Origin of the sequence: Nostoc parmelioides FACHB-3921 (assembly GCF_014696625.1) — a bacterium.
GTDB lineage: Bacteria > Cyanobacteriota > Cyanobacteriia > Cyanobacteriales > Nostocaceae > Trichormus > Trichormus parmelioides.
This window is the reverse complement of record NZ_JACJQL010000050.1, coordinates 32,966-44,093: the sequence shown is the minus strand read 5'-3', so window position 1 is coordinate 44,093 and position 11,128 is coordinate 32,966. Positions and strand designations below refer to the sequence as shown.

Here is an 11,128-nt window from a genome sequence, read left to right as displayed (position 1 = left end):
GATGGAGTAAAGTTTGAAGTATCTCAATTATATCTTTCTGCCTTCTGCCTTCTGCCCTCTGCCTTCTGCCTTGCCCCAACCAAGATCACCAAAAGTTGCCAAGACCCCCATTGTGGTTTCATTAACCCGTTAGTCAAAGATTTAAAACTGCGTGAATGGACTTGTCCTACTTGCAGTAATTACAATTTGAGAGACAATAATGCGGCTTTGAACATATTGGGTGAGGGATTAAAACTTTTAATAGCAGCCGTCGGTGCGCCGGATGCTCTAAACGCCTATGGAGAATCTGTAAGTCCTGGAGTCATCCAGGCAGGACTCGTTGAAGTAGGAATCCCGTGACTTCTAGTCATGAGAGGTTCAAATTACGTCTCCAACCTCAAAAACTTGCCCCGCCACCATCACGCGATCGCTTGATACTAATTTTCTTCCCCGTCGAGTTTCAACCGCACCATTAACTTTGACATCACCATCCATAATCATCAGCTTGGCTTGCCCTCCAGTCGGGGCTATACCGACTAACTTCAAAAACTGATCCAGTTTAATCATGCTTATCAGAATTAATTTATCCCTAAAAAACAAGGACAGGTGCGGACACCCATCCCACAAATATACAACACCTAAATTTTTAAGCTTTTGTGTATTTATCAATTAATTTGGCAAAATCTGGCACTGCTTCTTCTACGTGCTGCTTGGCAGAACCACGAAATTTATCATAAGTTCCCCGCACAATTTGCCGCTTCGAGTCCTTGACCCTAGCATCCGTAATGCTAAGTAGCGCATCAGCCGTGCGAGAGCGACTCTCCACCAAATGCCCAACAGCATCGCCCTTCTGCACACCCTCACTCCAAATTGGATCAAGCGCCTCAAAACACTGTGGTAGTAGTTGCTCCACTACATGAGGTATATATCCAGGCTTGATTCCCTTCAGTGCAGCAAAAGCAGTCTTCAAAGCGATACCACTGATGCCCGACTTGGAAGCCAGTTGCGATTCTATCATATTGCAGCAATCCTCTACAACCAGAGCCTTTTTCTCTGGGTTCAAGAGTCCGTCACTAAGTCCCATTTCACTCCTCTTTGTTCGGTATCAAAGTACTTGATGTTAATTCAATTATTTTTCCTACTGAGCAGGAAATTACAGAAAATACTATCAGATTGATGATCACTTAACTTGAGTTCCAAGGAACCCAACCCCAACCACTCCCCTACAAGGGAAAGCTGCTCAAAATCTATAACTGAGTACCAAAAAATCAGCGTTTTCAGCCACTCACCGCGTCGGGAAGAGATTTGAAGAGGGGTTCTTCCCAATTTATCGAACTCACATTTATATCAAAAAAATCCTAAATTTTTATACTCATAAGTAAACTAAATGTACCTCTCTCATACATAATAAATAAACCTAAAGCAATCAAGATAAAAGGTATAAAAGTTTTGCCATGAAGGCTCAAAACATAAGCGATAGGGGCTTGACGACTTAACAGATCAGCAGTAACACACCAGATGCCAACCATGAAAAAAAATACCCCTACAATCACTCCCAATGTCACCAGATTTTGTCCAGCAAATAAAGGAATATAAATACTAATGTTGTCACCACCATTAGCGACAGTTACTGCTGCTACCTTATACACTTGAGGATGCAAAAGACTACATATAAAAGCTAATATAGGATTAGTAGGTGAAGACCCTTTTAAATCTGTAGTTACAGCTTGAATTTGGGTATTTTCCTGCTCTTTTGTAACTAATTGTTTGATGCCAATTATTATAGGTAAAATTCCTAATAATCCTATGAATTCTCGCTGCACAAATAAGCCACCAAAAAAACCTGGCAAGCTAGCCAAAATAATAATTGCAAAACCAAGGAAATGACCGACCCAAATATGCGATCGCCGAAAATTCACATCTATCTGCGAGAACAGTAGCAGTAAAATAATAATATCATCGATATTTGTGGCTGCGAAGGCAACCAGACTTTCCGTAAAAGCCGTTACTAGCTGATTCATGCTCAATTATTAAAGATGGAAAAAGGCAGTAGCCTATGACTTCGTTGAAGGTTCGGCGGGAGGTTGATTACTCTCATTTCACTGTACAAAGTGCCATTATTTGCCAATAATAACTTAATGTTTTTTTTAATTATCTACTCGTTTTTTACACTTTTATCACTTGGGTATGATGTTGCACATAAATTAATTTATCAGAAAACAATAGCTAATATTTTAACTCTTTATGGTAGACAGATTAAGCCGTTCGTCCTCGTGTAATTCGGGGTTTTTATTTTTTTAAGTCAAGCCTGAATTTGGGAAAAATTAGCTAGATTGCCAGAAAGAATATGCAGCGATTCAGCTTACCATTACGGGGAAAAGGAAACGACAAAAGTCAAAAAGCCTATTCTATAGGCTTTTTGACTTTTGTATACAACGTGCTGTACTAGTAGTTGTGGACTAATCATGCCTTGAAGAATCAGGCATAATTGTTTCTTGAAGATTGACCCCATACAGGTTAGCACCGTTCAAATTAGCCCCTCTAAGATTAGCACCACTCAGATTAGCCCCTGCTAAATTAGCACTGGTGAGATTAGCCCAGGCTAAGTCAGCGCCTCTCAAGTCTGCTGCGGTTAAATTCGCCCGAAATAAGTATGCACCTCCTAGATGTGCTTTATGTAGATTAGCTTTGTAGAAGTTGGCTTTGTAAAGGTAAGCTCCCATCACTTCTGCTTGATATAGATTTGCCTCGCTGAAATCAGCCGCAATGAGATTAGCGGCGACAAGATTCGCAAAACACAGGTTAGAGCGGATGAGTTTTGCTCCAGCCAAATCAGCATCTCTCAAATCAGCACTACTGAAGTCGGTACCAATTAAATTAGCCTCCGTCGCAATAGCACCCCGGAGATTGGCTCCACTCAAATCAGCACCAATGAAATGAGCATGGCTCAAATCTGCGTGTGTGAGTACGGACTGGCTCAAGTTAGCCACACTAAAATTACCTGCACTCAAGTTAGCTTCACTGAGTTTTGCTTGATAGAGGTTGGCACTACTGAGGTCAGCACCACTGAGGTTAGCACGTACAAGCAGAGCATGACTTAAGTCTACTCGGCTTAAGTTAGTACCTGCGAGATGTGCGCCCCTGAGGTTATTTTCTTGTAGGTTTGCGGTGCTGAGGTCTGGTTCAATTTGCGGATTTTTTTGTCTCCACTCAATCCATCTCACTGCACCTGCCCGTAATAAAGCTAGATGCTCTAGATTTGCCATTGTCTCTCCTTTACTCCTGGCGACCACTATGGGAATTACTCCGGCCAGCAACGCTTTCTATGGCTGCTCTCGCTCCCGCCGCGCCAGCGAGAATGTCCCTTTCTTGCCCACCTAAATACAACCTGCCAAAACTGCCCACAGCTTGAACTTCTAGGATGTTAATTGAAGCTGCTTTCTCAGCTTCATTGGCTGCTAGGGCAGCATAAGCAGCAGGTTCAACCTCTAATACATATAGAGTCTGCCCTGCTAGTAGTAACTGTCCTCGTCGCGTCCGGTTGATCAGTTGGGTTTGGTAAGCGTCTATATTCCTAATAATCTGGCTGGAAACAATTCGCGGTTTAATACACTCTTCTCTTTTGACTCCTAGCGCCGCCAAAATCGCTTGACCAGCAGCCCGCGTTTCGCCTTGAGAGCCTGAATGTACTTCCAATAGACCGTATAATCTCTCAACTACTTGCACTCCTGGGCGGACAGAAGCAGCTTTGAGGGCTATATCGGTAATTTTATTAATCTCGATACCAGGAGAGATTTCAATCCACAGAGATGTATCTCCTGGTAATGGCAAGAAACCTTGGGCTACTGTTCCTATATATGCCGCGTGTTGTGGTTGCAGGCTGTCGAGAAATACGAAACTGCGTAGTTCTATTCCCAAGATAATGCTCTCCAGTCATGAGGTTAAAGTAATATTTCGCAATATATGAATGTAACTTAAAACTACCATAAGGCTAGTACTACCTTTCAGCATCATCCCAGGAATTACACCCATTAATTACTTTAACTACTGAGTATTTTGATATTAATTCATCACAAAAGCTACAATAATATTCATATTAATTAATATTTAGCTGCGGCGATGCTGAGACTGATTACTGATTTTGACGGCCCAATTATGGATGTTTCGGAAAGGTACTATCGTGTGTACCTATTTTGCTTAGAGAAAATCCAACATCCAGGCCAGCCAGTACGGCAATTATCTAAAGCAGAATTTTGGCAAATGAAGCGTAAGCACGTTCCTGAGAAAGAAATTGCCCTAATTTCTGGTTTGGATGCAGTGCAAGCACAGGAATTTTCTCAATTGCGCCGTCAAACAGTGCATACAGAACCTTACTTTCAGTATGATAGTCCTATCCCTGGCGCTTTAGACGTGTTGTCAAAGGTGCAACAATCTGGGTTGGATTTAGTCGTGATGACCATGCGTCGAGTTTGGGAACTGGACTATGCTTTCCAAAAATATGATTTAGGTCAATTCTTCCCAGAAAATCGCTGTTATTGTCTCAGTAACGACTATGTGAAAACCCGCGACATTGACGATAAACCTTTGTTAATGCAAAGAGCTTTAGCCGAATTACCCCCCGCAGCTGATACTTGGATGGTGGGAGATACGGAAGCCGACATTATGGCCGCAAAAAAACATGGTGTTAAGGTGATTGCTGTAGAATCTGGTATCCGCGATCGCACTCAATTACAACAATATCACCCTGATTTAATCGTGCAGAATCTCTGTGCTGCTGTAGATATCATCTTAGAATCTTCGGTTGTGAAAATCTAAATTAAAAACCCCTTCCTGGATAGGTAGGGGTCAGATTTGGAAATATTTGGGTTGTTTTTCTTGCAAATCTGAACCGGTCTAGCGTAGAAAACTACTAATCAACCACAATAATATAAAAGTCAGTACCGTGGAAAACTGATTTGCAGTGAAACTGATAGCGGGTATTTGCGGCAATAGTAAATTAGCAATCAGTCCACCAGTAATTAAGCCTATAATCAGACCTACAAGAGTGAACAAAACTGCTCTACCAAATCGGCCTTCTTTACGATTGAGAAAGAAAATACTAGTTCCTACCCCAATTACCAACGCCAACTGCAAAACTTGATCGCCTGCGGCTGGATAAAAAACACTAATAGCACTCAAACCCAAAAACCAAACCCCTGGCAAAAGCACATCTGTCCCTGAAGGCTGATCTAATATTTTTTGCAGCCATGCAGGGGACTGCTCGCGGGGTGTTAAGTTTTCTTTGGGAGCCGATTGCACTCTTAATTCTGGAAAGCGGATACGTTCAGGAACCTTGATTTTACCTTCTTGGCGCATCCTCAAACGATCCATTAAAATCGCATCGTAGGCAGCCTCAATGATTTCTACACTCTTGCTATCGCCACTATATTGTTCAAATAGGCGATTGCGAGCGTCCTGAATCTCATCAAAGCTAGCATCTTCTGATACCCCAAGTTTTTCGTAGGGACTTTGATCGCTCATGGGAGTTTATACTTCAGCCTTAGTCAGGGGCAGTCTTTGATCGAAGGAAACAATTTTAGGTTTTATTTTGATCGAAAACAAAAGTATCGACCGTATTTTATGCCCTACCAGGATATTAGCACGGGTTAGTTAGATTAACCCGTAAATTTTAACTATAGTAACTTTAACATATTGCCATAACTCCGTGTATCCCCTCATGTCGTTGACCAATTCTGGCTCTACTCTAGAATTTGAGCTAGGGATACCTAAGAGCTATTTTTATGAAAAAAATAACTTTTATCTTTCAGATTTGGCAATTTACAGTTCCCTAAAGGCGTTTTCATGATTGAGCCACTAGATTCAGTAGTAGTATCAATCCAGATAAAGATTTAAAATTGAAAAGTTTTAAATTTCCACTAAACTTGAAAACACACTGCTGTGGTTAAAACCCAAAGATGACGAAACATTAAGTTGATCATGATAATTCTTCCATCCCAATGTAGGAATTACTCCGAGATTCTTCTTTGTATCGTTATACTGCGTTGTGATTACACTATTATGTGGATCATCAGGAAATCTTATCCTGAGTTTTGTAGTTTCTTAAATATTCCCAAGTGGAAACTGCGTTTTTACGCCATACTGCTGTTAATCTTATTAATTTTTGTGCAAAGTGATGGTCATGGCTCCTGCCAAGATTCTTGTAGTTGATGACGACCCTGCGGTTCGGAATTTAATCCAACGCTTTTTGATAAAGCAAAACTATCAGGTGGAGGCTGCCGAAGATGGTAAGACAGCCTTATCTCTATTTGAGCAATTTAACCCAGATTTGGTAATTTTGGATGTCAACCTACCAGATGTCATTGGGTTTAACCTCTGCCAAGAGATGCAAAGTCGTAATGGTGTTTTTGTTCTGATGCTAACTAGCCGTGCAGATGAAGCTGACAAGATTCGCGGCTTTGCGAAAGGTGCTGATGACTACCTTACCAAACCCTTTGGGCTGGGAGAACTAGAAGTCAGAGTCGGAGCTATTTTGAGAAGACAGCGTGTTGTCACCACCGCAGAACAGAAACGGTTAACATTTGAAAAACTGATGATTGACCCTGTGCGGCGAGAGGTGACACTTAATAGCCAAGCTGTACCCTTAACTGCTCTAGAATTTGATCTGTTACATTTCTTAGCCAGCCATCCTGGCAGAGTGTGGCGACGCGCCGAACTAATTCAAGAGGTCTGGGACTACGAATATGTGGGCGACCAGCGAGTTGTAGACGTACATATCGGTCAAATTCGCAAAAAAATTGAAGTGGATGCTAGCCAACCAGCATTGATTCAGACCGTGCGTGGGGTAGGGTATAAATTTGAATGTCCCACTCATTCCCAGGTGGAAACTAATGCTTAAGTATGTGGCTCCTAGTCTAGGTTTAAATAATTCTTTTTATACTTAGACTAGATATTTTCTACGTATAATTAAAAACTAGATTAATCAAATCGCTCAAAGACTTGCAATGAAGTCAGTGTATGAGCGATATTTTCATGTAAACAACCAAAAGCTTACGCTAGTAGTCTGGCAAGTCAGCTTTGCAAGGTTAATAGGAGCAAAAACAGTCTCCTTATTACCCCTGCTCCCCCTGCTTACCTTAGCCTAGCAATTTTGGGTTGGTGAACTACTAGGAGACGGTTGATTTAAATAAAAAATTCTCATGGACACGATATAGCGTATCCATGACAGAAATAAGTAATCATAGTACCGTCCGTACCAGCACTTGAGAATGCCTAGTACATTAGCTGTATGTGGCAAATCGGTACGAGACATTTCTACTTAGCAGTGATGAAATAAAGTTTCTAAGTAAACACGGGCAGCACGGCGATCGCTATCTCCGTTTTGTAGTAAAAACAATGACAGTGCTGCCGTTAAGACACGATTTTGATCCCAATCAGGATGTGTTTCTAAGTAATTTTTCAGAGAATCATGGAGAGTTTCAGGGATTTCTGTAAAAATACTAACTGTCGAGTTCATAACATTTTCCTTCTTTGAGGTCAGTCAAGGGGATAGATTGCTTGTAGTTAGCCGGTTGTAGATAACCATCCGACAGACATCGGTTTTTGGTATTAATGTCAACGGTTGAACAAACTACAAACCCAGGTCGAATCATTGTGCGATATGAGGGGGTGGGTTTGTCAATGCTGCGAAATGTTAAAAACGGTTGTATAAAAAACAGACCTGGACGCAACAATCAGGATCAAAAGTCGATTTTTGTTACATTACTCAACAAAAACTCAGTCCCTACCAATTATTAAACACGTAAATTAAAAATCCCCAGTAAAACGGCAACAGCCTATTACCTCGTAGACCATCTGTGGAAAACCAGGAAAATCCCTGTGGAAATCCTGTGGAATCAGTGAGGAAAATTTCACCGAATGATAAGAATTACAAAAACATGATCTTTTGATAACAATTCATCTCATAAAAGTTGCGCTACCGTCCCAGTTATCTGCGATACATCCCCAGATTTAGGTTTTAGCGATCGCCAGATGTCCCTCAGAAGTTACTTCAGGTTTTACTATGTCTTACACCCCCATCTTTTTGTTCACCAGATGGGTCTATATTTGCCATAGCAGGCGTTTCTATTCATTTCCCCATTAAATCCCTTTTCTGGGCTTGCTGGTTCCTTCCTTGATTGCTTCTCCTACCTCAGTTCTTACGAGAGGCTAACCGCAAACGCGTAGCGTCTCATAGACAAGGCTAACGCCAACGCAATTCGCTTTTTCAGTGTTGTAACGGGGATTTAAACCCCTACATTTTGTTAATTTTCATTCTTTCTCATCTGCCGATCCCCAGTCCCAGACAGAAGCCAAAAGAAAAAATCTTTTACTTTTTGACTTTTGACTTTTGACTTTTGACTTTTTTGTCCCCAGTCCCTAACGCCTGCGTTCTTGCAACTTCCGATAAACTGCTTTTATATCTACTTGATGGTGAGCTAAAGCCACCAAAGTGTGGTATAACAAATCTGCCACCTCACCAGCGATCGCCTCTTGGTCATCATCCTTACAAGCCATCACAACTTCAGCCGATTCCTCGCCAATTTTCTTCAAAATCTTATTATCGCCGCCTGCAAATAACTTGCTAGTATAGGAACTTTCGCTGGGATGTTTTTGGCGATCGCAAATTACCTGAAATACCTGGGATAATGTATCACCTGGTGGGGCCACGATTTTCCCTTCCACCTGATGAAAACAACTACGTTCACCAGTATGGCAAGCAATATCTCCAATCTGCTCCACCCCTACTAGCAGTGCATCGCTGTCACAGTCATAACGTATGCTTTGTACCTTTTGGGTATGGCCAGAAGTTCCGCCCTTATGCCACAATTCCTGTCGGGAACGACTCCAAAACCAAGTTTCCCCCGTATCTAAAGTCTTTTGTAAAGACTCTCGATTCATCCACGCCATCATGAGGACTGTGCCATCCAAATAATCTTGCACAATTGCTGGCACTAAACCTCGTTCATCGTAGCGGATTTCCTCGACGGGGATAACGTTTTGTGGTGAGAGTGAATCGATGAAGGACATACCAGCTAAATTTAATGAGAATGATTCATAGTTTCACGATACCATTCTGTATAGAGCAGCTGGCATGATTTTTTCGAGTAATGTTTTTTCATCCTTGTAAAACAACAGTCCTATCCATAGCCGACTGCATCCTGACAGCACTCAAAGCAACGTGATGAGCTTTTGAAACTTCGCCATACCAATGGATTGCCGAGTTAAAAGCTGCCCGATAAAGGTCTTGGTGGGACTGGGATAATTGAGAGCGGACTTCTAAAGGCAAGTCTTCGTTGGACTTGTATAACATATTGTTATTTTTTTGGTTCTGCTTATTTTATACGATAGAAGTTCTAGGCGATTTTTAACCCTATCCTGAGATAGAGCTTTTTTTTGTTGCCCATTGTTAGGAGAGACCCTTGGTAAATACCACTATTAAAACCACAAAATCACAAGAAATCTTCGCTGCCGCCCAAAACCTTATGCCAGGTGGTGTTAGTTCCCCTGTGCGTGCCTTTAAATCTGTAGGGGGACAACCCATCGTATTTGATCATGTAAAGGGTGCATACATCTGGGATGTAGATGGCAACCAATACATTGACTATGTAGGCACTTGGGGGCCTGCTATTTGCGGTCATGCTCATCCAGATGTCATCGGGGCGTTGCATGATGCTTTAGAGAAAGGTACTAGTTTTGGTGCGCCTTCATTCTTGGAAAATGTTTTGGCGGAAATGGTCATCGCTGCTGTTCCCAGCATCGAAATGGTAAGATTCGTCAACTCAGGGACAGAAGCTTGTATGGCCGTATTGCGGCTGATGCGAGCTTTCACTAACCGGGAGAAAGTCATCAAGTTTGAAGGCTGTTACCACGGACACGCCGATATGTTCCTGGTCAAAGCCGGCTCTGGTGTAGCCACACTAGGTTTACCCGATTCCCCAGGTGTGCCAAAATCTGCAACCAGCAGTACTCTCACAGCCCCATACAATGACCTCGAAGCTGTTAAGGCTTTATTTGAGGAAAACCGCGATCAAATCGCTGGTGTCATTCTCGAACCAGTTGTTGGGAATGCTGGGTTTATTACTCCTGATGCCGGCTTTTTGGAAGGACTACGGGAATTAACTCACGAACATGGAGCTTTACTCGTGTTTGATGAAGTGATGACCGGTTTCCGCATTGCTTATGGTGGCGCTCAAGAAAAGTTTGGCGTTACACCCGATTTGACGACTTTAGGCAAAGTTATCGGTGGTGGATTACCTGTGGGTGCTTATGGTGGTCGTCGGGATATTATGTCAATGATTGCGCCTGCGGGCCCGGTGTATCAAGCAGGAACGCTTTCTGGTAATCCTTTAGCAATGACAGCCGGGATTAAAACTCTGGAGTTATTGCAAAAGCCCGGTGCTTATGAGTATCTAGAGCGGATTACTAAGAAGTTAGCCGATGGGTTACTGCAAGTTGCCCAGGAAACAGGTCATGCAGCTTGCGGTGGTCATATTAGCGCCATGTTCGGCTTATTCTTTACCTCTGGCCCTGTGCATAACTATGAAGATGCCAAAAATTCTGACACAGCAAAATTTGGTCGCTTCCATCGCGGTATGTTAGAGCGGGGTGTTTACTTAGCACCTTCTCAATTTGAGGCTGGCTTTACATCTTTAGCTCACACTGACGAAGATATTGACCAGACAATTGCGATCGCCCGCGAAGTGCTATCTAGTATCTAAATACTAAGTAATGAGTGCTGAGTATTATAACTCAGCACTCAAAAATCAGAACTTTTTAACAGCCACAGCCATTATGGTTACAGCCTTTTATAGTTTTGTGACCTTCGGCACAGCCTTCAGAACAATAGTATTTACCTTCTTTGTTGATGGCATCTTCTACGGAAATGATACACAAGCAACTCGGACAGGCACATTTCATTTGAGTTACGGTTGTCATAATTATTTCCTCCGTTTTCACTTGTGATTACACTACAATACCTGAACAGATGTTCAAGTATTGCTTAATAAAATGTAATAATTAGGTTATAGCCGTAGCCAGATAGATTAGGACATCAAGCTAAGAGCAAACGCTGACAACACAAGGCTTTCAAGTCTGTCAACAGTCAACAGCT

The 11,128-nt window shown here is 42.2% G+C and carries 14 protein-coding genes; 5 read left to right on the top strand and 9 right to left on the bottom strand.

Going from position 1 to position 11,128, the window contains the following annotated elements:
* Positions 1-339: transposase (locus H6G14_RS24515; RefSeq protein WP_242053527.1), on the top strand; the 339-nt coding region annotated here is incomplete at its 5' end.
* Between the two features lie 18 nt (positions 340-357).
* Here the strand turns inward: H6G14_RS24515 and H6G14_RS24510 are convergent.
* The 5 genes from H6G14_RS24510 to H6G14_RS24490 all read right to left on the bottom strand — a co-directional run bounded on the left by H6G14_RS24510 (position 358) and on the right by H6G14_RS24490 (position 3,897).
* Positions 358-546: an RNA-binding S4 domain-containing protein gene (locus tag H6G14_RS24510; RefSeq protein ID WP_190570442.1), complete on the bottom strand. Its 189-nt coding sequence runs from the start codon at positions 544-546 to the stop codon at positions 358-360.
* 79 nt (positions 547-625) lie between these two features.
* Complete coding sequence (locus H6G14_RS24505) at positions 626-1,063, bottom strand: DUF6918 family protein (RefSeq protein WP_190570441.1); 438 nt, start codon at positions 1,061-1,063, stop codon at positions 626-628.
* A 274-nt stretch (positions 1,064-1,337) separates the two neighbouring features.
* The gene (locus H6G14_RS24500; protein WP_190570439.1) at positions 1,338-2,000 is read right to left on the bottom strand and encodes a cadmium resistance transporter; all 663 of its coding nucleotides are present in this window, start codon (positions 1,998-2,000) and stop codon (positions 1,338-1,340) included.
* Positions 2,001-2,438: 438 nt separating this feature from the next.
* On the bottom strand, positions 2,439-3,245 hold the full coding sequence (locus H6G14_RS24495) for a pentapeptide repeat-containing protein (RefSeq protein WP_190570437.1): 807 nt from the start codon (positions 3,243-3,245) through the stop codon (positions 2,439-2,441).
* 10 nt (positions 3,246-3,255) lie between these two features.
* Positions 3,256-3,897, bottom strand: a complete 642-nt coding sequence (locus H6G14_RS24490) for a beta-carboxysome protein CcmP (protein WP_190570435.1) — start codon at positions 3,895-3,897, stop codon at positions 3,256-3,258.
* Positions 3,898-4,098: 201 nt separating this feature from the next.
* On the opposite strand from H6G14_RS24490, the gene H6G14_RS24485 reads away from it, so the two are divergent.
* A complete protein-coding gene (locus H6G14_RS24485) occupies positions 4,099-4,794 on the top strand; it encodes an HAD family hydrolase (RefSeq protein ID WP_190570433.1) in 696 nt (231 codons plus the stop codon).
* 78 nt (positions 4,795-4,872) lie between these two features.
* On the opposite strand, the gene H6G14_RS24480 is transcribed toward H6G14_RS24485, so the two are convergent.
* Positions 4,873-5,499 (bottom strand): CPP1-like family protein, encoded by a 627-nt coding sequence (locus H6G14_RS24480; RefSeq protein ID WP_011321570.1) that lies wholly within the window; start codon positions 5,497-5,499, stop codon positions 4,873-4,875.
* 658 nt (positions 5,500-6,157) lie between these two features.
* Here H6G14_RS24480 and H6G14_RS24475 point away from each other — a divergent pair.
* Positions 6,158-6,874, top strand: coding sequence for a response regulator transcription factor (locus tag H6G14_RS24475; RefSeq protein WP_011321571.1), 717 nt, complete (start codon positions 6,158-6,160; stop codon positions 6,872-6,874).
* Between the two features lie 420 nt (positions 6,875-7,294).
* On the opposite strand, the gene H6G14_RS24470 is transcribed toward H6G14_RS24475, so the two are convergent.
* The 3 genes from H6G14_RS24470 to H6G14_RS24460 form a co-directional block, all read right to left on the bottom strand.
* The gene (locus H6G14_RS24470; protein WP_010997412.1) at positions 7,295-7,492 is read right to left on the bottom strand and encodes a DUF2811 domain-containing protein; all 198 of its coding nucleotides are present in this window, start codon (positions 7,490-7,492) and stop codon (positions 7,295-7,297) included.
* A 902-nt stretch (positions 7,493-8,394) separates the two neighbouring features.
* Positions 8,395-9,045: a bifunctional phosphoribosyl-AMP cyclohydrolase/phosphoribosyl-ATP diphosphatase HisIE gene (gene hisIE / locus H6G14_RS24465; protein WP_190570430.1), complete on the bottom strand. Its 651-nt coding sequence runs from the start codon at positions 9,043-9,045 to the stop codon at positions 8,395-8,397.
* Between the two features lie 88 nt (positions 9,046-9,133).
* Entirely contained in the window at positions 9,134-9,328 is a 195-nt protein-coding gene (locus H6G14_RS24460) for a ChaB family protein (protein WP_190570429.1), read from the bottom strand.
* Between the two features lie 109 nt (positions 9,329-9,437).
* Here H6G14_RS24460 and hemL point away from each other — a divergent pair, with 109 nt between their 5' ends.
* Together hemL and H6G14_RS34510 are read left to right on the top strand one after the other, a co-directional pair.
* Positions 9,438-10,736 carry a glutamate-1-semialdehyde 2,1-aminomutase gene (hemL, locus tag H6G14_RS24455; protein ID WP_190570427.1) on the top strand — a complete coding sequence of 433 codons (1,299 nt, stop codon included), beginning with the start codon at positions 9,438-9,440 and terminating at the stop codon, positions 10,734-10,736.
* 10 nt (positions 10,737-10,746) lie between these two features.
* Positions 10,747-10,980, top strand: a complete 234-nt coding sequence (locus H6G14_RS34510; RefSeq protein ID WP_479684947.1) for a hypothetical protein — start codon at positions 10,747-10,749, stop codon at positions 10,978-10,980.
* Positions 10,981-11,128: the final 148 nt, after the last annotated feature.

What these genes read in the sequence shown, in the direction of transcription:
- H6G14_RS24510 (WP_190570442.1), bottom strand. Translation starts at nt 546, where the DNA reads ATGATTAAACTGGATCAGTTTTTGAAGTTAGTCGGTATAGCCCCGACT.
- H6G14_RS24505 (WP_190570441.1), bottom strand. Translation starts at nt 1,063, where the DNA reads ATGGGACTTAGTGACGGACTCTTGAACCCAGAGAAAAAGGCTCTGGTT.
- H6G14_RS24500 (WP_190570439.1), bottom strand. Translation starts at nt 2,000, where the DNA reads ATGAATCAGCTAGTAACGGCTTTTACGGAAAGTCTGGTTGCCTTCGCA.
- H6G14_RS24495 (WP_190570437.1), bottom strand. Translation starts at nt 3,245, where the DNA reads ATGGCAAATCTAGAGCATCTAGCTTTATTACGGGCAGGTGCAGTGAGA.
- H6G14_RS24485 (WP_190570433.1), top strand. Translation starts at nt 4,099, where the DNA reads ATGCTGAGACTGATTACTGATTTTGACGGCCCAATTATGGATGTTTCG.
- H6G14_RS24480 (WP_011321570.1), bottom strand. Translation starts at nt 5,499, where the DNA reads ATGAGCGATCAAAGTCCCTACGAAAAACTTGGGGTATCAGAAGATGCT.
- H6G14_RS24475 (WP_011321571.1), top strand. Translation starts at nt 6,158, where the DNA reads ATGGCTCCTGCCAAGATTCTTGTAGTTGATGACGACCCTGCGGTTCGG.
- H6G14_RS24470 (WP_010997412.1), bottom strand. Translation starts at nt 7,492, where the DNA reads ATGAACTCGACAGTTAGTATTTTTACAGAAATCCCTGAAACTCTCCAT.
- hisIE (WP_190570430.1), bottom strand. Translation starts at nt 9,045, where the DNA reads ATGTCCTTCATCGATTCACTCTCACCACAAAACGTTATCCCCGTCGAG.
- H6G14_RS24460 (WP_190570429.1), bottom strand. Translation starts at nt 9,328, where the DNA reads ATGTTATACAAGTCCAACGAAGACTTGCCTTTAGAAGTCCGCTCTCAA.
- H6G14_RS34510 (WP_479684947.1), top strand. Translation starts at nt 10,747, where the DNA reads ATGAGTGCTGAGTATTATAACTCAGCACTCAAAAATCAGAACTTTTTA.